This window comes from Microbacterium sp. SA156, from assembly GCF_049065455.1.
Classification (GTDB): Bacteria; Actinomycetota; Actinomycetes; order Actinomycetales; family Microbacteriaceae; genus Microbacterium; species Microbacterium barkeri.
Genome location: NZ_JBAKGU010000018.1, coordinates 21,571 through 43,272, shown reverse-complemented (window position 1 = coordinate 43,272; position 21,702 = coordinate 21,571). Strand labels below are relative to the sequence as shown.

General features: G+C 73.5%; 18 protein-coding genes. 14 read left to right on the top strand and 4 right to left on the bottom strand.

Annotation, left to right across the window (positions count from 1 at the left end; all coding sequences use genetic code 11):
• Positions 1–43: 43 nt before the first annotated feature.
• Positions 44–2,488 carry a YhgE/Pip family protein gene (locus tag ACOWU6_RS14790; protein WP_421076157.1) on the bottom strand — a complete coding sequence of 815 codons (2,445 nt, stop codon included), beginning with the start codon at positions 2,486–2,488 and terminating at the stop codon, positions 44–46.
• Positions 2,485–5,283: an MMPL family transporter gene (locus ACOWU6_RS14785; RefSeq protein WP_421076156.1), complete on the bottom strand. Its 2,799-nt coding sequence runs from the start codon at positions 5,281–5,283 to the stop codon at positions 2,485–2,487. The genes ACOWU6_RS14790 and ACOWU6_RS14785 overlap by 4 nt, the downstream gene beginning before the upstream one ends.
• Before the next feature lie 163 nt (positions 5,284–5,446).
• On the opposite strand from ACOWU6_RS14785, the gene ACOWU6_RS14780 reads away from it, so the two are divergent.
• The 4 genes from ACOWU6_RS14780 (at position 5,447) to ACOWU6_RS14765 (ending at position 10,680) form a co-directional block, all read left to right on the top strand.
• Positions 5,447–6,082: a TetR/AcrR family transcriptional regulator gene (locus ACOWU6_RS14780; protein ID WP_421076155.1), complete on the top strand. Its 636-nt coding sequence runs from the start codon at positions 5,447–5,449 to the stop codon at positions 6,080–6,082.
• An 80-nt stretch (positions 6,083–6,162) separates the two neighbouring features.
• Positions 6,163–7,746, top strand: coding sequence for a phenylacetate--CoA ligase family protein (locus tag ACOWU6_RS14775; RefSeq protein WP_421076154.1), 1,584 nt, complete (start codon positions 6,163–6,165; stop codon positions 7,744–7,746).
• Between the two features lies 1 nt (position 7,747).
• Complete coding sequence (locus ACOWU6_RS14770) at positions 7,748–9,628, top strand: GNAT family N-acetyltransferase (protein ID WP_421076153.1); 1,881 nt, start codon at positions 7,748–7,750, stop codon at positions 9,626–9,628.
• Positions 9,625–10,680: a hypothetical protein gene (locus ACOWU6_RS14765; RefSeq protein WP_421076152.1), complete on the top strand. Its 1,056-nt coding sequence runs from the start codon at positions 9,625–9,627 to the stop codon at positions 10,678–10,680. The genes ACOWU6_RS14770 and ACOWU6_RS14765 overlap by 4 nt, the downstream gene beginning before the upstream one ends.
• A 269-nt stretch (positions 10,681–10,949) precedes the next feature.
• Here the strand turns inward: ACOWU6_RS14765 and ACOWU6_RS14760 are convergent, their stop codons facing one another.
• The gene (locus ACOWU6_RS14760) at positions 10,950–11,936 is read right to left on the bottom strand and encodes an o-succinylbenzoate synthase (RefSeq protein ID WP_421076151.1); all 987 of its coding nucleotides are present in this window, start codon (positions 11,934–11,936) and stop codon (positions 10,950–10,952) included.
• Positions 11,937–12,032: 96 nt separating this feature from the next.
• Between ACOWU6_RS14760 and ACOWU6_RS14755 the strand changes: the two genes are divergently transcribed.
• From ACOWU6_RS14755 to ACOWU6_RS14725, 7 genes are all read left to right on the top strand, one after another.
• Positions 12,033–12,374 (top strand): PadR family transcriptional regulator, encoded by a 342-nt coding sequence (locus ACOWU6_RS14755; protein WP_324014015.1) that lies wholly within the window; start codon positions 12,033–12,035, stop codon positions 12,372–12,374.
• A gap of 1 nt (position 12,375) precedes the next feature.
• A complete protein-coding gene (locus tag ACOWU6_RS14750; protein ID WP_421076150.1) occupies positions 12,376–13,335 on the top strand; it encodes a permease prefix domain 1-containing protein in 960 nt (319 codons plus the stop codon).
• Positions 13,336–13,404: 69 nt separating this feature from the next.
• Positions 13,405–14,067 (top strand): DNA alkylation repair protein, encoded by a 663-nt coding sequence (locus ACOWU6_RS14745; RefSeq protein WP_282980344.1) that lies wholly within the window; start codon positions 13,405–13,407, stop codon positions 14,065–14,067.
• A gap of 50 nt (positions 14,068–14,117) precedes the next feature.
• Positions 14,118–14,918, top strand: coding sequence for an LLM class F420-dependent oxidoreductase (locus ACOWU6_RS14740; protein WP_421076149.1), 801 nt, complete (start codon positions 14,118–14,120; stop codon positions 14,916–14,918).
• A 97-nt stretch (positions 14,919–15,015) separates the two neighbouring features.
• Complete coding sequence (locus tag ACOWU6_RS14735) at positions 15,016–15,924, top strand: 1,4-dihydroxy-2-naphthoyl-CoA synthase (protein ID WP_421076148.1); 909 nt, start codon at positions 15,016–15,018, stop codon at positions 15,922–15,924.
• Between the two features lie 13 nt (positions 15,925–15,937).
• Positions 15,938–17,086 (top strand): AMP-binding protein, encoded by a 1,149-nt coding sequence (locus tag ACOWU6_RS14730; protein ID WP_421076147.1) that lies wholly within the window; start codon positions 15,938–15,940, stop codon positions 17,084–17,086.
• Between the two features lie 11 nt (positions 17,087–17,097).
• Positions 17,098–18,051, top strand: coding sequence for a 1,4-dihydroxy-2-naphthoate polyprenyltransferase (locus ACOWU6_RS14725; protein WP_421076146.1), 954 nt, complete (start codon positions 17,098–17,100; stop codon positions 18,049–18,051).
• 296 nt (positions 18,052–18,347) lie between these two features.
• On the opposite strand, the gene ACOWU6_RS14720 is transcribed toward ACOWU6_RS14725, so the two are convergent.
• Positions 18,348–18,626, bottom strand: coding sequence for a DUF4229 domain-containing protein (locus ACOWU6_RS14720; RefSeq protein ID WP_324014029.1), 279 nt, complete (start codon positions 18,624–18,626; stop codon positions 18,348–18,350).
• Positions 18,627–18,705: 79 nt separating this feature from the next.
• Between ACOWU6_RS14720 and ACOWU6_RS14715 the strand changes: the two genes are divergently transcribed.
• The 3 genes from ACOWU6_RS14715 to ACOWU6_RS14705 are packed head-to-tail and all read left to right on the top strand — an operon-like array spanning position 18,706 to position 21,684.
• Positions 18,706–19,080: a PLD nuclease N-terminal domain-containing protein gene (locus ACOWU6_RS14715; RefSeq protein WP_271174574.1), complete on the top strand. Its 375-nt coding sequence runs from the start codon at positions 18,706–18,708 to the stop codon at positions 19,078–19,080.
• A 1-nt stretch (position 19,081) separates the two neighbouring features.
• Positions 19,082–20,770 carry a 2-succinyl-5-enolpyruvyl-6-hydroxy-3-cyclohexene-1-carboxylic-acid synthase gene (menD, locus tag ACOWU6_RS14710; RefSeq protein ID WP_421076145.1) on the top strand — a complete coding sequence of 563 codons (1,689 nt, stop codon included), beginning with the start codon at positions 19,082–19,084 and terminating at the stop codon, positions 20,768–20,770.
• Positions 20,771–20,814: 44 nt separating this feature from the next.
• Positions 20,815–21,684 (top strand): polyphosphate kinase 2 family protein, encoded by an 870-nt coding sequence (locus ACOWU6_RS14705; RefSeq protein ID WP_324014033.1) that lies wholly within the window; start codon positions 20,815–20,817, stop codon positions 21,682–21,684.
• Positions 21,685–21,702 lie beyond the last annotated feature (18 nt).

Here is a 21,702-nt window from a genome sequence, read left to right as displayed (position 1 = left end):
TAGGCCGCGCGACCTCGCGCCGCCCGGGGTCGCGGCACCCGGCTCAGCTCGCGAGCAGGGCGCGCGCCGACACCGTGCGCCGCGCGGCGACCGCGATCGAGGTCGCCGCGAACGCCAGCACCGCCCAGACGACGAGCCCGGCGATCGCGGCGCCAGCACCCGGCGCATCGGAGATGACCGCGAGCAGGGCGCGGTGCGCCGGGGCCGTCGGCAGGGCGGCGGCGAGGTCGCCGAGCACGCCAGGGGTCGTCGACACGATGCCCGTGGCGATCGCGAGCGTTCCGGCCACGGCCGCGATCCAGCGGCCCGCCCCGCCCAGGATCGTGACGAGCGCCTGGTGCACGGCGGCGAACGCGACGCCCGCGAGCGCGCTCAGCCCGAGGAGCGCCCAGAAGGTCGACGCCTCGTAGCCCGCCGCGAGCTGCACGACGCCCGCGACGAGCACGCCCTGCGCGGCGCCGATGCCCGCTGCGGGGAGGAGTCCGCCGCCCGCCAGCAGGACCGATGCGCGGCGCGAGGTGAGCGTCCGGCCGGCGATGGGGCGCAACGCGAGGAACGTCGCGAGACCGCCGAACCACAGCACGGCCGCGATGAGGAGCGGGATGGCCGAGGCGCCGAAGAGCTCGAGATCGGACGCGCTCGAGGCGACCGGGTCCGCGACCGCCGAGGCGAGGTCGGCGGCCTCCTCGTCGGTGTACGAGGGGAGGGCCTCGGTCGCCTGATCCAGCCCGTCGCCGAGCGTGGTCGCTCCCGACCCCAGCTCGCCGATGCCGTCGCCGAGGTCGATCGCGCCATCGGCGAGCTGCCCGATGCCGCCGCCGAGGTCGGTCGCGCCGTCCTCGAGCTGCCCGATGCCGCTGCCGAGATCGGCCGCGCCCGTCGCGAGCTGCTCGATGCCGTCCGACAGGTCGGTGGCGCCGCCGGCGAGCTGGCCGATGCCGCCCGACAGGTCGGTCGCTCCCGTGGCGAGCTGCGTCGCGCCATCCGCGAGCGGGGCCGCGCCTCCCTGCAGCTGGCGCGCGCCGTCGCCCAGCTGCGTGGCGCCGCCCGCGAGCTGCGAGACCCCGTCGGCGAGCGCGCCGGCCCCGGTCTGCAGCTCGCTCGCGCCCGACRCGAGCTCGTCGGCGCCCGTCGCGAGGGCGCCCAGGCCCTCGTCGCCGGCGAGAGCGCCCGCGCCGCCCGCTGCCTCCTGCAGCTGCCCCGCGATCTGCGCCGTGGCCTGCGCGTCGAACGCCGACAGGCCGCCCGAGGTGCCGGCCGCGGCCTGCTCGGCCTGGTCTGCGGCTCCCGCGATCGCCGACAGCTGCGCGCAGTACTCCGCCGCCGCTCCCGAGGCCGCGCAGCCCGCGACGAGGGCGTCCAGGCCGTCGGAGACGCCGGTCGTCGCCTGCGCCGCTCCGCTCGCGGCCGCGAGGAGATCGTCGGGCACGAGTCCGCTCGCGGTGAGGGCCGCCGCCCCGTCGGACAGCTGCGTCTGCATCTGCGCGGCGCCATCCTGCGCCTGCCGGATGCCGGCGGCGAGCTGGGTCGCCCCGTCCGCGAGCGCGCCCGCTCCGTCGGCGAGCCGGGTCGCGCCGGCCGAGGCGTCGGTCGCTCCGGTCGCGAGCTGGTCGGCGCCGTTCGCGAGGTCGCCGGCGCCCGTGCCGAGCTGGCCGATGCCGTCCGCGACCTGCGTCGCGCCGTCGGCCAGCTGCGTCGCGCCGGTCTGCGCGGCGCCCGCTCCATCGGCGAGCTGCGTCGCGCCGTCGCGGGCCGCTCCGGCTCCGTTCGCGAGCTGGACGGCGCCATCCTGCGCCTGACCTGCGCCGTTCGCGAGCTGCATCGCCCCGTCCTGCGCCTGCGTCGCTCCGTCGGCGAGCTGAGTCGCCCCGTCCTGCGCCTGCGTCGCGCCGTCGGCGAGCGCGTGGGCGCCGTCGGCCGCCTCGCCCAGCTGGTCGCCGAGCGTCGTGTAGCCGACGAAGACGTTCTCGAGCGTCGACTCCGACAGCGTCGTGCCGAGCGTCGATGCCGCGACCGAGGCGATCTCGCTCGTGATCGCGCCGTCGACGACCCGGGCGTCGGGCGCGGTGGTGACCTCGATGAGCGCCTGCTCCGGCTTCTCGTCCTCGCCCGAGAGCGACTGCGCCGACGACATCGCCGCGGCCGAGAACTCGGCGGGGATCGTCACGACGGCCTGGTAGGTGCCGTCCGCGAGGCCCTCCTCGGCGTCGTCCTCGTTCGAGAGCACCCAGTCGAGGTTGCTGTCGAGGTCGTCGGAGCCCTCGACGAGCCCCGCGGCGAGCTGGCGGCCGAGCGGCACCGTCTGACCGTCGATCTCGGTGCCGTCGTCGTCGTTCACGATCGCGGCCGTCATGTTGTCGAGTCGCGCGGTCGGGTCGTCGAGCGCCGACACGAGCACGCCGCCGAGCAGGGCGGGCAGCGCGAGCGCACCGATCACCGCGAGCCAGCGCACGCGGCTGCGGTCTGCGGATGGCCGGAAGGGCGTCATGCGGTCACCTCGAGGGTCTCGTCGGGCGTGCGGATGTCTGCGGTGCCGCCATCGGGGAAGCCCGCGGCGGCGAGGAGGGCGAGGGCCGCCCGGGAGTCGCGCGCCGCGGCGACGACGGTGAGCGGCGCGGTCGGGTCCTGCGCGTGCGCGGCATCCCGCAGGAGCGCGGCGACCTGGTCGCCGGTCGCGGGGGAGAGCGTGTCGAGGCCGTCCACGACCACGAGCCGCGTCGCGCCGGAGAGCGCGGCGCGCAGGTCGGCGGCCGGGTCGTCCGCGCCGTCGAGGAGGGCGACGCCGACATGGCCGCGGACCCATGCCCCGCGTCCTGGCAGGAGATGGCCGGCGACGCGCAGGCGGCCGTCGGCGATCGGCAGGCGGCCGGCGATCGCGAGCAGCACGGCGCGCGATCGGGCCGGGTCGTCCGCGGTCACGACGAGCGCCTCGCCGGGGTCGACGCGCAGACCGGCGCCGGACACGAGTGCGCGGTCGCCGTCGGCGATGACGAGTCCCTCGGCGGCGACGACCGCCGTCGAGCCGGGCTCCGGCCAGTCGGCGAGCTCGCGTTCGCGCTCGACCGCCTCGCCCTCGATGTCGAAGTGCGGCAGGGCGCGCTCGAGCCACGCCGGCATCCACCAGGCGTGGCGTCCGAGGAGCGCGAGGACCGCGGGCACGAGCGTCATGCGGATGAGGAACGCGTCGACGGCGATGCCCACGGCGAGCGCGAGCGCGATCGGCTTGATGCTGCTGTCGCCCTCGGGGACGAAGGCCGCGAACACCGCGAACATGATGACCGCGGCGGCCGTCACGACGCGGGCCGAGGCGGCGAAGCCCGTGTGGATCGCGCCCACCGCCACCTCGCGCGTGCGGCCGCGTCGCCGCGCGGCGTGCACGTAGTCCTCGCGCATGCGCGAGACGAGGAACACCTCGTAGTCCATCGCGAGGCCGAAGAGCACGCCCATGACGATGATCGGCATGAACGCGATCACGGGGCCCGTGCGCGCGACGTGCAGGAGGTCGGCGCCCCAGCCCCACTCGAAGACGACGGCGACGACGCCGAAGGCGGCGAGGACCGACAGCAGGTACCCCGCCGTCGCCTTGAGCGGCACCCAGATCGAGCGGAAGACGATCATGAGCAGGACGAACGAGAGGCCCACGACGAAAACGCCGAACGGCAGGAGCGCCTCGCCGAGCCGGTCGGAGATGTCGATCGAGACCGCCGTGAAGCCCGTCACGACGAAGTCGACGCCGTACTCGTCGAGCCACGCGTCGTGGTGCGCGCGCAGCTCGCGCACGAGCTCGCTCGTCGCGGGGTCGGATGGCCCGGTCTCGGGGATGATCTGGACGATGCCCGTGTCGGCGGTCTCGTTGGGGGTCGCGAGCGCGACCCGGGCGACGCCGTCGATCTGCTCGACCTCGTCGGCGAGATCCTCCATGAGGCCGAGCGGGTCGTCCGACGTCACGATCGTGCCGGTGAGGATGAGGGGCCCGTTGAACCCCTCGCCGAAGTGCTCGCCGACGAGGTCGTAGCTCTGCCGCGCCTCGCTGTCCTCGGGCAGAACGCCCGCGTTCGGCAGCGCGAGGCCGAGCTGGGCCGACGGGATGGCGACGATGCCGAGCCCGAGCACGACCGCGACCGTCGTGATCCAGGGGTGGCGCGTGACTCCGCGTACCCAGCGCAGCGCGAACCCGGGGCGGGCGCCTGCGTCGCGGACCGGCTCCGCGCCATCCGCCGGGGTCGCCGGGCTCTTCCGTGCGCGTCGGGCCCGGGGCGGCCGGCCGGCAGCCCGGCCCTTCACGAGCCCCAGGAAGGCGGGCGTGAGCGTCACCGCGATGAGCACGGCGACCGCGACCGCGACGGCGGCGGCGATGCCCATCGTCGTGAGGAAGGGGATGCCGGCGAAGCCCAGGCCCACGAGCGCGATGAGCACCGTGACGCCCGCGAAGACCACCGCCGATCCGGCCGTGCCGGTGGCCCGGGCGGCGGACTCCTCGGGGTCGACGCCGCTGCGCACCTGGTCCTGGTGTCGCGCCGCGATGAAGAGCGCGTAGTCGATGCCGACCGCGAGCCCCAGCATGAGGGCGAGCATCGGCGTCGTCGACGACACGGTCGCGAACGCGGTCGACGCCACGATGCCGAGCATCGACACGCCCACGCCGAGCAGGGCGATGCCGAGGGGGAGGCCAGCGAGGACGAACGAGCGGAACGTCACGATGAGCACGAGCAGCGCGATGACGACGCCGACGGCCTCGACGATCGAGAGGGCGGGGAGCTCGGTCGCGTAGAGGTCGCCGCCGAGCGCGACGCGCGCGCCGTCGGGCAGCTCGCCGCGCAGCTCGTGCACGGCGTCGGCGAAGCCGTCCTTCGTCTCATCGGAGATCGTCGAGCTCTGGCCGGTGAACTGCACCTGCACGATCGCGGCCTCGCCGTCGTCGGAGACGAGGCCGTCGACCATCTCGCTGTACGGCGAGGTCGTCGCCTCGACCCCCGGGAAGTCGGCGAGCTCATCGACCTTCTCCTCGATCGGCTCCCGGTAGGCCGCATCGTCGATGCGGTCGCCATCGGCGGCCACGACGATGAACTGCGCGGCCGTCCCCGAGACCTGCGGGAACGTGCGGCTCAGCTGCTCGATGCCCTCCTGGCCCTCGGTCCCGGGGATCGAGAAGCTGTTGTCGAAGCCGCGGTTCAGGCCGAGGGCACCCGCCCCCACGACGACGAGGAGGAGCAGCCAGCCGCCGAGGACGCGCCAGGGGTGGCGGAAGGACCAGCGGCCGAGCGAGAACAGCAGAGTGGACACGGTGGCGCCTCCGGGGGCACGTCAGACGGGCTTCGATACAGCGCTGTATCCGATACAGGACTGTATCGTAATCGACCGAGCAGGGTCCCGGGCTGAATCCCGGGTGTGAGATCGTGAACAGCGCGGGACGCGCCGATGGCGCGCTCCGCGGGAGGAGGCCGAGGTGGCAGAAGAGGTGCGGAGCGGGACGCGGAGCCGCGAGAACACGCGCGCGCGGCTGCTGGAGGCGGCTGCCGAGGTGTTCGCGGAGGTGGGGCTCGGCGAGGCGTCGGTCGAGCGCATCTGCGAGCGGGCGGGCTACACCCGCGGCGCGTTCTACTCGAACTTCGCCACGAAGGACGAGATGTTCCTCGAGCTCGCGAAGGTCGTCGCCCGCGACCGGGTGGCCGCGGCGCGGGCGCGTGTCGCCGAGATCGACGTCGCCGCGACGATCGGCGTCGAGGCCTCCGACGTCGCGGCGATCATCCGCGTCCTCGACGTGATCGGCGACGACCGGCTGAGCACGCTCCTCATGTACGAGATCAATCTCCACGCGATGCGCGACCGCGACTTCGCCGTCGCCTACGCGGTGCAGGAGCAGGAGATGGTCGACGAGGTCGTCCAGCTCATCGAGGAGGTCGTCGAGAACGAGCGGCTCGAGCTGCGTGTGACCTCGCTCGAGGCTGCGCGCATCATCCTCGCCGTGTGGGGCGACGTCTCGGGTCGTGCGGCCATCGCGGGCCTCGACGCGGACACCGCGCGCGAGCTGCGGAGCGTGGAGGTCGGCCGCGTCGTGCAGCTGCTCATCGAGCGGTGCTGACCGTGCTTCAGACGGGGGCCGCCGGGCGCTAGGTTTCTGCCCAGGGGTCCGCATCGGGCGCGGACGGAGGGGGAGGCGTCGTGACGCGCAGGCACAGCGGCCCGGGGCCGGCCGGACTCGAGGGGCCGGGCTCGGCTCTGCGGCAGACGCTCCTGCGGCTCTCGGCCAAGGCGATCACCGACCTCTACGAGCTGTACCGCATCCATCCGGTGGTCTGGCGGTGGACGGCGCGGCACTTCCAGCCCGGGATGGCGCGGTTCGCGAGGTTCAACGCGTGGATGATGTGCCAGCTCGCGAACCTCGACGTGCCGGCCTATCAGCGTCACCTCCGTGCGCACGGGTTCCGCTTCCGGTGGTTCCGGCTCGACAGCTTCCCCGAGACCGACAAGCACGGCTACGTCACGGCGCACTCGGAGGACGACCGCTGCTGGAACGGCGAGATCGAGACGATCGGCACGGTCGTCGACGAGTCGTCCGGCTCGTCGGGCACGCCGTTCAACTGGATGCGCGGCCGCCACGAGCTGAAGACCATCCACAGCAACGTCGCGGGGTACGTGACGCTCCTGTTCGGCTCGAAGCGGCTGTTCTGCATCAACGCGTTCTCGATGGGTGCCTGGGCGACGGGGACGAACACCGGCCATGCGATGTCGAAGATCGCCATGGTGAAGAACACCGGGCCCGACCTCGACAAGATCGTCGACACCATCCGCCACTTCGGGCCGCGCTTCGTGTATCTCGTGAGCGCGTACCCGCCGTTCCTCAAGCACCTCCGCGACCGGCTCGACCGCGAGGAGTGGTTCTCGTGGCGCGACTACCAGCTGAACGGGTTCGTCGGCGGCGAGGCCATGACGGAGGGCCTGCGCGACTACCTCGAGGTCTGCTTCGGACGCGTGTACTCGGGATACGGCGCGAGCGACCTCACGATCGGGATGGGCGGGGAATCGGATGTCGCGGTGTGGCTGCGGCGGTCGATGTACGCCGACGAGCGGGTGCGCGAGCGGCTGCTCGGGCCGGATGAGACGCGCATCCCGATGGTGTTCCAGTACAACCCGCTCGAGACCTTCCTCGAGGTGAACGGCGCCGGCGAGCTCGTCGTCACGCTCAACTCGACCGCCGTCATGAGCCCGAAGCTGCGCTACAACATCGGCGACGAGGCGAAGCTCATCTCGCTCCCCGAGGTCTTCGACGCGCTCGCCTTCGACCCCGAGCTGCAGCGCGCGTTCCACCGGGCGTTCGCGGTGCAGCGCATGCGCCTGCCGTTCCTCTTCCTGTTCGGGCGGAAGGACTCCACGATCTCGTACATGGGCGCGAACCTCTATCCGATCGACATCGAGAACGGGCTCTACCGGGACAACCGGTTCGCGCCGCAGATCGAGTCGTTCAAGCTCGCGCTCGTCGACATCGGCGCGCACGAGCAGCGCCCGCTCGTGCATGTGCAGCTGCGCGAGGGAGCGGCCCTCGACGCGGCGGAGGGCGACGAGCTCGCGCAGGCCGCGCGGGGCGGGATCGTCGCGCACCTCGAGGCGGTCTCGCGCGACTTCGCGCAGTCGCTCGAGGAGGACCCGACGACCGCCGACATCCGCGTCGAGGTGCACGCGCACGGCACGGGACCGTTCGCGGGCGGCGAGTCCAAGATCAAGAACGTCTACCTCGTGAAGGGCTGACGTGTTCACCGAGGACTTCTCCCGCGCCCCCGTGCAGGGCCGCGCGGCGGCTCTCGTGATCGCCGAGGGCCGGTGCGCGGCGGGCCGCCGCGACGGCGTGACGTGGCGGCGCCGACTGCGTGACGGGTCGATCCGCGCCGAGCTCGTCCTGTTCTCCTCGGTCGCGGCCGCCGAGGCCGCCGCCCGCGCGCACCGCGGGCGCGTGCGGCTCCTCGTGGCCGAGCCGCGCGGCTACACGAACGGCGTGTGGCGCGCGGAGGACGGCGGGATGGCGCACAACGAGCGCTTCCACCCCGTCTCCACCGAGCTGCGCGACGGCCGGGAGCCGCCCGAGATCGCCGGGCCGGTGCGGCGTCCGCGACGGGAGCGCCGTCGCCCCGAGCCGCGTCGCTGGACGATCTTCGATGGGGAGTCGATGTTCCTCGGCGCGACGCGCTACCGCCATCCGCTCGCGTGGCTCGCCACGAACCGGCACTGGTGGCCCATGGTCGCGAAGATGCACCGCATGCCCGGGACGGTGTGGCACGGCGTCTACGCCGAGTGGCCGTTCACGCTCGGCACGCTCGCGACCTATCGCACGCGCGACGACATGATGCGCTTCGCGCGCATGCCGGAGCATCGCCACCTCATGCAGTGGATCGTCCGCGACACGGTCAACGCGACGGGCGGCTTCATCCGGATCTTCTCCTCGCACGGCGAGCTCGCGCGCCAGGCATCGGCGGCCGCGCAGGCGCCCGCGCACGTCCGGGCGGATGGCCCAGGCGGCGACGACGGGGAGCGGCTGCGCCTCGAGCGGGTCGATACCGAGGCGCAGCTGCAGGAGTTCCTCGCGGTGTCGCGCCGCGGCGACCCCGCGCACCTCGCGGTGCCGCTCCTCGAGGACGTCGTGCGCGCGTGGTTCGACGGGTCGGCGGCGGCGGATGGCCGCACCGAGCTGCTCCTCGCACGCCGCGGCGACGAGACGGTGGGGCGCACGACGATCCACGCCGACCGCGCGCTCGACGAGAAGCTCGGCACGCGCGCGACGCTCTTCGGGGCGACCTGGGCGGCGACGCCCGACGACCTCCGGGCCCTGCTCGAGCTCATCGCGGATCGCGGGCGGCGCGACGGCAGCGCCGAGGTGATCGGCCCCGTCTCGCTGCTGCCGAACCAGACCGGCGGGGTGATCACGAGCGGATTCGACGAGCCCGGCTTCTTCGACGGGGCCTGGAATCCGGACTGGGTCCCGCGCGTGTACGAGGAGGCGGGCTTCGCGGTCTGGAACGCATCCGACACCTGGATCGCCGACCTCGATGCCGCTCCCGCGCCATCCGCCCCGTCGGCCGAGGAGCTCGCCGCCGCGGGCATCCGGATCCGGCGCGCGTCGCGCGTGCGGTTCGCGCGCGACGTGGCCCGGCTGCGGACGCTCGTCAACGCCGCCTTCGCGCAGCTGCCGTACTACACCGAGATCTCGCGCGCGCAGATGCGCGACGCGACGAGCGGGCTCGTCGGGCTCATGGACCCCGGGCTGTGGGTCTTCGCCGAGGACGCGCGGACGGGCGAGCCGGTCGGCTTCGTGCTCGTCGTGCCCGACCCGGTCGACGTGCTGAGAGGATCCGGCGGGCGCGTCGGGCCGCGCGAGGCCCTTCGACTGCTGCGCGGCGGGCGCGGCCGCGACGCCGTGCTCGTCATCCACGGCGTCGTGCCCGAGCGCCAGGGGCGGGGCATCGCCGGGCTCCTCTGGCGCGCCGTCGCCGAGCGGCTCCGCGAGGGCGGCTACCGCACCCTGCGGACGACGTACATCGGGCGCGAGAACGCGGCCTCGGCCCGACCCATCGAGCGGCTCGGCGGCCGTCCGCTGCACGGGACGGCCTTCTACCGCCGCCGGCTGGAGGAGTCATGACCGATCTTCGCGACATCGTCGCGGCGGCGTCGAGCGCGCCGTCCGCGCACAACACGCAGCCGTGGGACGCCCGTATCCGCTCGGACGCGATCGAGCTGGGCGTCGCGGAGGGCCGCACGCTCCGCGTGGGCGACCCCACGGGCCGCGACACCGTGCTCGCGCTCGGAGCGTGGACCGAGGCCGCCGCCGCCGCGGCGCGTGCGCGCGGGCGCGCCCTCGACGTGCAGATCCTGCCGGCCCTCGCGGACCCCGCGGTGATCGTCCGCGCCGAGCGCCGCGACCCGGTCGCCCGCCTCGCGCTCGGCGGCGAGGTGCCCGTGCAGCGCACGGCTCTGGATCGGCGGCTCACCTATCGCGGGGCCGTGCGGCGCGTGCCCGGCTTCCTCGAGGCCGCGTCTGCCGTCGTGCCGCCGTGGATCCGGCTCGTGCCCATCGCCGCGGGCGACCTGCGCCGGCTGTCGGCACTGGGCACAGCCGACACGCTCACCCGGCCCGGCGTCGCGGAGGAGCTCGCCTCCTGGCTGAGGCTGTCGCCGCAGCACCCCCGCTATGACCTCGACGGGCTGAGCGACCGTGTGCTCCTCCTGCCGCCGCACCTCGCGGCACTCGCCGCGCCGTTCACGCGGCGCCGCCGGCTGCGCGACGGCGCGGCCCGGGTGGCGCGCATCGGCGGCGACCTCGTGCGCCGCGTGCTGCTCGAGGTGCCGGTGCAGGCCGCAGGGGAGGCCGCCGACGCGGACCACTTCGTGCTCGTCGTCGAGTCGGACGAGCTCGACCTCGGCACCGGCGCCGCGCTCACGCGGATCCTCAACTCGCCGCTCGGCCTGCCCGCGGAGACGGTGTTCGAGGTCGGCCGCGCGCTCATGCGGGTGTGGCTTCTCGCCGCGGAGCGCGGTATCGCGTTCGCGCCCCACTCGGAGGTGCTCGACTCTGCACTCGCCCAGGGCGAGCTGCAGTACCGGCTCGGGCTCGGGCGCCGCGCGGTGCCGCTCTTCGTCACATCGGCCGGGCGGCCGATGGCGGTGCCGCCGCGCTCGCCGCGTCTCGGCTGATCTCGTCCGCAGAGCGACCGCGACGTCGTTCGGGTCGCGGTTTCCGTCGGTATCGGCGTCTGTGGGGACGGAAGTTGCGACTTGGGCGGGGTGGTGTGTGGTTGAGGTCGCAGTCGGCGTCGGTATCGGCGCTGGTCGGGACGGGAGTTGCGACCTGGGTGGGGTGGTGTGTGGTTGGGGTCGCAGTCGGCGTCGGTATCGGTGCCTGTGGGGACGGAAGTTGCGACCTGGGTGGGGTGGTGTGTGGTTGGGGTCGCGGTTGGCGTCCGCTACGCCAGGAGCGCGTGGCAGCGGGCGATGCGGGAGCGCCACCACTGCTCGCGCTCGGCGGATGCCCCGTGCGCGTCGAGCAGGGAGGGATCCGGTTCCGGCCGGGTGACGGGGATCGCGCCGCCTGAGGGGACGAGGCGCGGATCGACGACGTCGGCCGCGAGCAGTGCGGCCGTGCCGAGGCCGCAGTCGTATGCCAGGTCGGGGAGGGCTGCGGCGAGGGCCGCGCCCTGCGCGAGGCCGATCGACGTGTCGAGGGCGCTCGAGACGACCGCGGGGAGCCCTGCCGCCTGCACGATGTCGAGGGCACGCCTCGTGCCGCCCAGGGGCTGCGCCTTCACGACGAGGATGTCGGCCGCTCCCGCGCGGGCGACCCGCAGCGGGTCGGCCGCCTTCCGCACGCTCTCGTCGGCCGCGACCGGGATGTCCCAGTCATGCAGACGACGTCGGATCTCGGCGAGTTCGTCGACGCTCGCGCACGGCTGCTCCGCGTACTCGAGGTCGAACTCGGAGAGGGCGTGGAGGGCGCGCTCGGCCTCGTCGACGTTCCAGCCGCCGTTCGCGTCGACGCGGATGCGCGCCTCGACACCCAGAGCCTCGCGCACCGCCCTCACGCGGGCGATGTCGTCGTCGAGCGTCTGCCCGCGCTCGGCGACCTTGACCTTCGCGGTGCGGCATCCGTCGTAGCGGGCGAGGATGGCCGCGACGTCTGCGGCGGCGACGGCGGGCACCGTCGCGTTGACGGGGATCGAGGATCGATGCGCCGCGGGCTGCGGGTTCCAGGCGAAGTCGATCGCCGCCGCGAGCCAGGTGCTCGCCTCCTCGTCGTCGTACTCGAGGAAGGGGGAGAACTCGGCCCACCCCTCCGGCCCCTCGAACAGCGCGGCCTCGCGGTGGTCGACACCCCGGAACCGCGTCGCGAGCGGGAGCGAGACGATGCGCGTGCCCGCGAGGATCTCGGCGAGCGGGGGCAGCGGAGCGGTCATGGGACCATCCTGCCCCTCGCCGCGGGACGCAGCGTGTGCGACCCGGGTCAGTAGTGCCTATTGCAATAGTGTGTGTCGCACAGTAATGTGAATCGCATGAGCGAGAACGAGGCTTTCGAGACGCACCTGCAGGAGCTCCGGCGCGGCACGATCGTGCTCGCGTGCCTGCAGCTCCTGCGGGACGCGGGCTACGGGTACGGGCTGCTTGAAGACCTCGAACGCCACGGCTTCGCGACCGACGCCAACACCCTGTACCCGCTGCTGCGTCGCCTCGAGAAGCAGGGACACCTCACGAGCGAGTGGAACACCGACGAGGCGCGGCCGCGCAAGTTCTACCGCACGTCGGCGGCGGGCATCCGCCTCGCCGAGACCCTCACCGGCGAGTGGCGCGCGCTCACCGCCTCCATCACCTCCCTCACCGACTCCTCGGAGGACTGACATGACCGGCTACACCGAGCGGTACATCGCCGCCGCCATCCGCACGCTTCCGCCCACCGCCCAGGCCGACGTCCGCGATGAGCTCCAGGCGTCGATCGCCGACGCGATCGACGCGCGCGTCGACGCGGGACAGCCGTTCGTCGACGCCGAGCGCGCCGTGCTCACCGAGCTCGGCGACCCCGACGTGCTGGCGGCGCGCTACGCCGACCGGCCCCTGCAGCTCATCGGCCCGCGCTACTACCTCGTGTGGTGGCGGCTCCTCAAGCTCCTGCTGTGGATCGTCATCCCGTGCGCCATGGTCGGCCATGCGATCGCCCTCGTGCTCACGAGGCGCGCGGCCGGCCTGGACGCGAGCGCGAACCTCATCGGGGAGGTGATCGGCGGGTCGATCGCGCTCGGCCTCTCCGTGGGGGTCCATGTCGCGTTCTGGACGACGCTCGTGTTCGCGATCCTCGAGCGCACGGGCACCGACACCGGCGTGCGGTGGAGCGTCGATCAGCTGCCCGAGCCGGGCGGCGACGGCACGGGGCGCAGCGACCTCATCGCGTCGCTCGTCCTGCTCGGCGCGCTCGCGGGGGCCATCCTCTGGGACAGCGCGGTCGGGTTCGCGCGGACGCCCGAGCGATGGATGCCTGTGCTCGACCAGCGACTGTGGCCCTGGGGGATCGCGTGGCTGTTCGCGACCCTCGTGCTGTCGGCGCTCGTCGCGATCGCGGTGTACGCGAAGGGGCGGTGGACGAGCGCGCTTGCCGCGCTGAACGCGGTCGCCGCTCTCGCCTTCGCGGTGCCGGCCCTCGTGCTGCTCGTGCAGGACGGTCTGCTCAGCCCCGCGTTCACCGCGACGTTCCTGCCGGGCGCGGCGCTCCCGGTCACGAAGGCGGTCCTCGGGGTCGTGATCATCGCCGTCGCGGGGTGGTCGATCGTCGACGGCTTCGTGAAGGCCCGTCGCGCAGCGCGCTGACTGAGAAGGGGCGCCTCGCCAGCGGGCGGGGCGCCCCTCCGGTGCACGGGCGACCGGTACCATGCCCGCATGGCGCTGACTGCCGATGCCCTCGTCGCCGAGCTCGAGGCGGCGGCGGATCCTCTCGCGCACCCGAACCGCCACTACCGCGGCGACGCCCGGGTCATGGGCGTGCGGATGGGCACGGTCTTCGACATCGCGAAGGCCTTCGCCGCGCTGCCGCTCGATGAGATCGGCCGGCTGCTCGACGAGGATCCCTACGAGGCGCGCCTGGCGGCCTTCTGCGTCCTGGACTTCGCCGTCCGATCTCCGCGCATGGCCGACGCCGACCGGGCGTCATGCTTCCGTCTCTACCTCGACCGGCATGATCGCATCGACTCGTGGGACATGGTCGACCGCGCGGCGCCGCGCGTCGTCGGAGGGTTCCTGCGGGAGCGCCCGCGTGACATCCTCTTCGATCTCGCGGCGTCGCCGGACCCGCTCCGGCGGCGCACGGCCATGACCGCGCCGCTCGCGTACACGCGACCGCCGCACCCTGCGGGCATCGACGACCTCCTCCGCCTCGCCGAGCTGCTCGCGGACGACCCCGATCCGCTCGTCTCGAAGCCGGTCGGCATCGCCCTCAAGCACGCCGGGGCCGCCGCGCCGGACGCGGTGCGGGCCTTCCTGGAGCGGGTCGGGGAGCGCCTCCCGGCTTCCGTCCGGAGAGAGGCGCGCGCCAAGCTCCCGTGAGCGGCCTGCCGTCCGAGCCCGCACCATCCGCGCGCCCATAGGCTGGCCACATGCCTCTTCTCGACACCCCGGTCCGACTCGGCGTCCAGATCGCGCCGCAGCACTCCTCCTACGCCACGATCCGCGACGCGGTCTCCCGCCTCGAGGACATGGGCGTCGACATCCTCTTCAACTGGGACCACTTCTTCCCGCTCTCGGGCGACCCCGAAGGCACGCACTTCGAGGCCTGGACGATGCTCGCGGCGTGGGCCGAGCAGACCGAGCGCGTCGAGTTCGGCTGCCTCGTGAACTGCAACTCGTACCGCAACGCGGATCTCCAGGCCGACATGGCCCGGACCGTCGACCACATCTCCGCGAAGGGCGGCGAGACCGGGCGCTTCATCTTCGGCACGGGAGCCGGATGGTTCGAGCGCGACTACGACGAGTACGGCTACGAGTTCGGCACCCCGGGCACGCGCCTGAAGGACCTCGCCGCGGGGATGGAGCGGATCGAGCGCCGCTGGGACGCGCTCAACCCGGAACCGACGCGGCGGATCCCCGTGCTCATCGGCGGCAAGGGCGAGCAGAAGACGCTGCGCCTCGTCGCGAGGCACGCGGACATCTGGCACAGCTTCACGGAGGGCGAGGAGCTCGCGCGCAAGCTCGATGTGCTCGCGAGCTGGGGGGAGAAGGAGGAGCGCGACCTGTCGCAGCTCGTCGTCTCGAACGAGCTCAAGGGGCGCGACGAGGCGAAGGCCGATGAGCTCTTCGCGGCCGGCGTGCGCCTGTTCACGCTCGGGATCAGCGGCCCCGAGCTCGACTTCGACCTCGTGCGCCGCTGGCTCTCCTGGCGCGACGCGAAGAACGGCTGAGGCGGGACGGGTTCGCCGCGAAACGCGGCGAACCCGAGCCCGTTCGCCGCGAAACGCGGCGAACCGCCTCCCCGGGCCCCGGAATAGGCTGGACCACGTGAGCGACGCCTTCGTATCCGACCTGTTCGACCCCGCCGAGTGGGACGCCGCGCCCGGCTCCGAGGACTACCGGGACATCACGGCGCACGTGTCGAAGGACGGCCGCATCGCGCGGATCGCGATCGACCGGCCGGAGGTGCGCAACGCGTTCCGTCCGGCGACGGTTGACGAGCTCTACCGCGCTCTCGACCTCGCGCGCACCGACCCGCGCATCGGCGTCGTGCTCCTCACGGGCAACGGCCCGAGCCCGAAGGACGGCGGATGGGCGTTCTGCTCGGGCGGGGATCAGCGCATCCGCGGCCGCGACGGGTACAAGTACTCCGAGGACGAGACGTCGGTCACGGACTCCGCGCGCGCGGGGCGGCTTCACATCCTCGAGGTGCAGCGGCTCATCCGCTTCATGCCGAAAGTCGTCATCGCCGTGGTCCCCGGCTGGGCCGCAGGAGGCGGGCACTCCCTCAACGTCGTGTGCGATCTCTCGATCGCGTCGGAGGACGCGAAGTTCAAGCAGACGGATGCCGACGTCGGCTCGTTCGATGCGGGATACGGCTCGGCGTACTTCGCGCGGCAGATCGGCCAGAAGTTCGCGCGCGAGATCTTCTTCCTCGCCGAGACCTACTCGGCGCAGCGGGCGTACGAGATGGGCGCAGTCAACCGCGTCGTCCCGCACGCGGAGCTCGAGCGCGAGGCGATCGCGATGGCCCGGACCATCCTCGGGAAGTCGCCCACGGCCATCCGCATGCTGAAGTTCGCCTTCAACGCGGTCGACGACGGCCTCGTCGGGCAGCAGCTCTTCGCGGGCGAGGCGACGCGTCTCGCCTACGGCACCGACGAGGCGGTCGAGGGCCGCGACGCGTTCCTCGAGAAGCGGGATCCCGACTGGGCGCCGTTCCCGTGGCACTTCTGATCCGGATGGCGCGGTGAAGCTCGAGCGCTTCGCGGGCGACGACCCGCGCGACCTCCTGCGGGCTCTGCGCAGCGCGCTCGGGGCGGGCCCCGCGATCGCCGTGGGGGCGGCGGATGGCCTGCCCGCGGATGTCCCGGCGGGCACCGCGGTCGTCCTCACGACCTCGGGCTCGACGGGGGTCCCGAAGAGCGTCGTCCTGTCGCGGCACGCGCTCACCGCGAGCGCCCTCGCGACGCGCGAGCGGATCGGCGCGGGGCAGTGGCTGCTGCCCCTCGCGCCGACGTACATCGCCGGCGTCCAGGTGCTCGTGCGCGGGCTTGTCGAGGGCACCGAGCCTGCGGTGCTGTCCGGGCGGTTCTCCGCGCAGGCCTTCGCGCATGTCGTCTCGGGCATGCGATCGTCGCGCGGCGGCGAGCGCGTGCCGACCTACACGTCCCTCGTGCCCGCGCAGCTGCAGACCCTCGTCGATGCCGCCGTCGAGAGCGCCGAGGTGCAGCGCGCGCTCGCGTCGTTCGAGGCCATCCTCGTCGGCGGGCAGGCGCTGCCGGTCGCCCTGCGCGAGCGCGCGGCCGAGCTCGGTGCGCGGATCGTCCGCACCTACGGGTCGACCGAGACGAGCGGCGGCTGCGTGTACGACGGCGTGCCGCTCGACGGCGTCCGCGTCGCCGAGGTCGGCGGCGAGCTGCGGATCGCGGGCCCCGTGCTCGCGGACGGCTACCTCGACGCCGAGCTCACGGCGCGCACCTTCGCGACGGATGGCGACGGCATCCGCTGGTACCGGACGGGCGACGCGGGAGCGGTCGCGGATGGCGCGGTGTCGGTCACGGGCCGGATCGACAACGTCATCGTCTCCGGTGGCGTGAACGTCTCGCTCGACCGCGTCGAGCGCGCCGTCCGCGAGCTTCCCGGTCTCGCTGACGCGGTCGTCGTCGGCGCGCCCGACGAGCGCTGGGGAGAGACGCCCGTCGTCGTCGCGACGCGCAGAACGGGGGACGCGCCGTCGCTCGACGTCGTGCGCGCGGCCGTCGCCGCGGCCGTCGGGAAGCCGGCCAGGCCCTCGCGCCTCGTCCTCGTCGACGCGCTGCCGCGGCTCGCCTCCGGCAAGCCCGACCGTCAGGCCATCCGGAGCCTCGTGCGCGGGCAGGGCGAGCCTGCGTCGTAGGATCGGAAGCCGTGGCACAGGCGAAGAACCGCAGGAAGAACGTCAGCGGCAACCCGGCGAAGCGCGGCAGCGTCGTCGCCCCTCCGCCGAAGCCCGTCACGCTCGGAGACTGGATCGGCGCGGCGCGACTGCGCACGCTGCCGCTCGCGATCACCCCGGTTGTCATCGGAACCGGCGCCGCCGTTCTCGTCGGCGACCTCTTCCACTGGGTCATCGCGCTCGCGTGCCTCGTCGTCGCGGTCGCGCTGCAGATCGGCGTGAACTTCGCCAACGACTACTCCGACGGCGTCCGCGGCACGGATGACCACCGCGTCGGCCCAGCACGGCTCACCGCGTCGCGACGCGTGTCCGCGAAGTCGGTGCTCGTCGTCGCCCTCGTCTTCTTCGGGATCGCCGCGGCGGCCGGGCTCGCCATCGTCATCCGCACGCAGCAGTGGTGGATGCTCGCGGTCGGCGCGGTCTGCATCGTCGCCGCCTGGTTCTACACGGGCGGCAAGCGCCCCTACGGCTACAACGCTCTCGGCGAGGTGTTCGTCTTCGTGTTCTTCGGGCTCGTCGCGACGCTCGGGACGACGTGGGTGCAGGCGCTCGCCCTCCCGCAGGAGGCGTGGTTCGGCGCCGTGGCGGCGGGCTTCCTCGCGTGCGCCGTGCTTCTCGCGAACAACCTCCGCGACATCGACCAGGACCGCGCGGCCGGCAAGCGGACGCTCACGGTGCTCATCGGCAAGCGCGCGACGCAGGCGCTCTTCACGGCGCTCGTCGCGCTCGCGTTCGCGATCGCCGTGTACCTCGCGTTCTTCTATCCGATCGCGTGGCTCGCGCTGCTCGCGCTCCTGGCGGTCGGGCCGGCCATCCTCATCGTGTGGACGTATCAGACCGCGCGCGAGCTCATCCTCGCGCTCGCCCTCACGTCGCTCGGGTCGCTCGCGTACGGCGCCTTCCTCGCCTGGGCCTTCGTCGGCTGAGCCCATCCGCATGTCTCACTCGCCGCGGCTTAGCCCGGGCCTTTCACGCAGAGTGTGAGACATGCACCGCCTGGCGTGAGACTCCCACTCTGCATGTCTCACTGGCCGCGGCTTAGCCCGGGTCTTTCCGGCAGGCAGTGAGACATGCACGGCCTGGAGTGAGACCCCCACTCTGCATGTCTCACTCGCTGCGGCTTAGACCGGGCCTTTCCGGCCCGGAGTGAGACATGCACGGCCTGCGTGAGACATGCACGGCCTGGCGTGAGACACCCACCGCCGGGACGCCGTGGGGCGCGTCACGCGCCGGTGGCGGAGTCCTCGGCCTCGGCGTCCAGCTCGGCGGCGGAGCGGCGGCGCGACTGCTTCTCCTGGCGCGACGTGTACAGGCCGGTCGAGACGTCGTCGAGCGGGCGGCGCAGGAGGAGGATCGACAGGCTCAGCCCGATGAGCGCCGCGAAGATCGCCGCGAGCCACCACAGCTGCTGGAAGACGGGGAAGATCATCAGCACGCCGAACGGCACGAGGAACGCGAGCAGACGCAGCACCGAGTAGACGACGACAGACCGGATCTTCACGCTGACATCCTACGGAGCGTCGTCTGAGGGAATCCGGGGCACCCGGGCCGCTCCCGGTTCCCCCGCCTAGGATGTGAGGATGGCCCGCGCTCTCATCGTCCTGGCGGTCGCCGCTGCTGTGTTCTGGGTGTTCAGCATCGTCGACTGCTCGGTGCAGCCGCCGTCGCGTCACCGCGGCGTCTCGAAGCGCGCATGGATCGCCATCGTCGTCCTCATCCCCGTCATCGGCGGCATCCTCTGGTTCGTCATCGGGCGCACGCGCCCCGACGCGCAGCGCCAGCGCCCGATCGCGCCGGATGACGACCCGACCTTCCTCGGCACCGTGCGTCCGATCCCCGACCAGGACGAGCGCATCCGCCAGCTCGAGGAGGAGCTCGCCCGGCTCGACGCCGAGGACGACCCGACCCGCGACGACAAGCGCGACGATCCCGACGGCGACGGACGCCTCCGCTGACATGCCGGACGCCATCGCCTCCCCGGCCTCCGCGGCCGCGTGGCGGCTGCTCGACGAGCTCGTCCGCGGCGGGGTCTCGCACGTCGTCCTGAGCCCGGGGTCGCGGTCGCAGGCGCTCGCGCTCGCCGCGGCGCGTCTCGAGCGCGAGGGGCGCATCCGCCTGCACGTCCGCATCGACGAGCGCGTCGCGGGGTTCACGGCGCTCGGCATCGGCCGCGAGCTCGGCGTGCCCGCTGCGGTCGTCTGCACGTCGGGCACGGCGGTCGCGAACCTCCTCCCGGCCGCCCTCGAGGCGCACCACTCGGGCGTGCCCCTGCTCCTCCTCACCGCGGATCGGCCGCCCGAGCTGCGCGGCGTCGGCGCGAACCAGACCACGCGGCAGCCGGGCCTCTTCGACGCGCTCGCGCGGTTCGCGACGGATGCCGAGACGCCGACGGGCGCGGATGGCGAGGGCGAGCGGATGGCGCGGCTCGCGGCGCTCGCGCTCGCGCACGCGACGGGGCGGGCGGGGGACGCCGTGCCGGGCCCTGTTCACCTGAACCTGCCGTACCGCGAGCCGCTCGCGGGCGCCATCCCGGAGCCGGACGGGGAGCCGGGGCCGTCGGCAGACGTCCCCCCGAGCGCACGCGCGCGCACGACGACGGTCCTGCCGCGCGGCCCGCGGACGATCGTCGTCGCGGGCGAGGGTGCGGGCGCCGACGCCGAGCAGCTCGCGCACGAGGCGGGCTGGCCGCTCGTCGCGGAGATCGTGAGCGGCGCGCGGTTCGGCCGGCGGATCATCCACGGCTACCGCGCTGCGCTGCGGGATCCTGAGCTGGGCGGCTGCGTCGAGCGGGCGGTCGTGCTCGGCCATCCGACCCTGAGCCGCGAGGTCGCCGCGCTCCTGTCCGACCCCGCGGTCGACGTCGTGGCCGTCCGCCGTGGGGGCGAGGAGCTGAACCTCAACGGCCGCACGCGCCCCGCCGATGCCGTCGCGGTCGAGGACGGACCCGTCGACGACGCGTGGCTGGGCGCGTGGATGCGCTTCTCGCACGCGCATGCCGCCGACCTCGACGCGCCGGCGCCCGACCTGCCCGGGCTGCGCTCGGCGGATCCGCACGAGCGCCTCGACGCCGTGCGCGCGGAGCTCGACGCCGTGCGGCGGCCCCTCGACCGTGCGCAGCTCGTGTCGGCGGTCTGGGCGGCGACCTGGCCGCACGACCGGCTCGTCTTCGGGTCGTCGCGGCTCGTGCGCGTGGCCGACGCGCTGCTGCCCGGCAAGAAGGTGCCCGTGCACGCGAACCGCGGGCTCGCCGGCATCGACGGCACGGTCGCGACGGCGATGGGCGTCGCGCTCGCGAGCCAGGGCCCGGACCGGCCGGGCGTCACCCGCGTCCTCCTCGGCGATCTCGCGTTCCTCCACGACGCCGGCGCGCTCCTCCTGCCCGATTTCGAGGACGAGCCGCGTGTGCAGGTGATCGTCGGCAACGACCGCGGCGGAACGATCTTCGACGGGCTCGAGGTCGCGGCGACGGCCTCCGACGAGGACATGACGCGCGTGCTCTACACGCCGCAGTCCGCCCGCATCGAGCAGCTCGCCGCGGCGTACGGGTGGGAGCACCACCGCGTCACGACGCGCGGCGCGCTCGATCAGGCGCTCACCTCGACCGTCGGCCGCCGCCGGATCATCGAGGTTCCGCTCGCGCGCTGACCCGCCCTGGCGCCGCGGCGACCGCGCGCGGCAGGATGGGGACCATGATCGCGAAGAGCCAGGTGAAGTGGACCGAGGACGCGCTGACCGCGCTCCGAGCGCCGGCGGGGTTCCGCCTGGCCGATCTCGATCCGGACGCGACCCCGGGCTACGCGGGCGACAAGAAGGACGGCGCTGTCGACCTCGCCTCCGGTCTGACGCAGCTGGCCGAGTACCAGGAGCGCCTCTACGCCGAGAGCCACGGCGGCGACGGCCGCGACAGCGTGCTGCTCGTCCTGCAGGCGATGGACTCGGCGGGCAAGGGCGGCATCGTGCGCCACGTCGTCGGCGGCGTGGATCCGCAGGGGATCGAGCTCGTCGCCTTCAAGGCGCCGTCACCCGAGGAGCTCGAGCACGACTTCCTCTGGCGCATCGAGCAGCGCGTGCCGCGCCCGGGCTTCATCGGGGTCTTCGACCGCTCGCACTACGAGGACGTGCTCATCGGGAGGGTCCGCGCCCTCGCGCCGGCGGACGAGATCGAGCGGCGCTACGACGCGATCAACGCGTTCGAGAAGCGCCTCGTCGAGCAGGGCACGCGCATCGTGAAGGTCATGCTGCACATCTCCTACGACGAGCAGGGCGAACGGCTGATGGAGCGCCTCGAGCGCCCGGACAAGCACTGGAAGTACAACCCCGGCGACGTCGACGAGCGCGCGCAGTGGCCTGCGTACCAGGAGGCGTATCAGACGGTCTTCGACCGCACCTCGACCCCTGAGGCCCCGTGGTACGTCGTCCCGGCGAACCGCAAGTGGTATGCGCGGCTCGCCGTGCAGGAGCTTCTCCTCGAGACGCTCGAGCAGATCGACCCGCAGTGGCCGACCGCCGACTTCGACGTCGAGGCCGAGAAGGCGCGGCTGCGCGCGACCATGCGCTGACCGCGCGACGGCGGATGG

What these genes read in the sequence shown, in the direction of transcription:
- ACOWU6_RS14765 (WP_421076152.1), top strand. Translation starts at nt 9,625, where the DNA reads ATGACCGATCTTCGCGACATCGTCGCGGCGGCGTCGAGCGCGCCGTCC.
- ACOWU6_RS14760 (WP_421076151.1), bottom strand. Translation starts at nt 11,936, where the DNA reads ATGACCGCTCCGCTGCCCCCGCTCGCCGAGATCCTCGCGGGCACGCGC.
- ACOWU6_RS14755 (WP_324014015.1), top strand. Translation starts at nt 12,033, where the DNA reads ATGAGCGAGAACGAGGCTTTCGAGACGCACCTGCAGGAGCTCCGGCGC.
- ACOWU6_RS14750 (WP_421076150.1), top strand. Translation starts at nt 12,376, where the DNA reads ATGACCGGCTACACCGAGCGGTACATCGCCGCCGCCATCCGCACGCTT.
- ACOWU6_RS14745 (WP_282980344.1), top strand. Translation starts at nt 13,405, where the DNA reads ATGGCGCTGACTGCCGATGCCCTCGTCGCCGAGCTCGAGGCGGCGGCG.
- ACOWU6_RS14740 (WP_421076149.1), top strand. Translation starts at nt 14,118, where the DNA reads ATGCCTCTTCTCGACACCCCGGTCCGACTCGGCGTCCAGATCGCGCCG.
- ACOWU6_RS14715 (WP_271174574.1), top strand. Translation starts at nt 18,706, where the DNA reads ATGGCCCGCGCTCTCATCGTCCTGGCGGTCGCCGCTGCTGTGTTCTGG.
- menD (WP_421076145.1), top strand. Translation starts at nt 19,082, where the DNA reads ATGCCGGACGCCATCGCCTCCCCGGCCTCCGCGGCCGCGTGGCGGCTG.
- ACOWU6_RS14705 (WP_324014033.1), top strand. Translation starts at nt 20,815, where the DNA reads ATGATCGCGAAGAGCCAGGTGAAGTGGACCGAGGACGCGCTGACCGCG.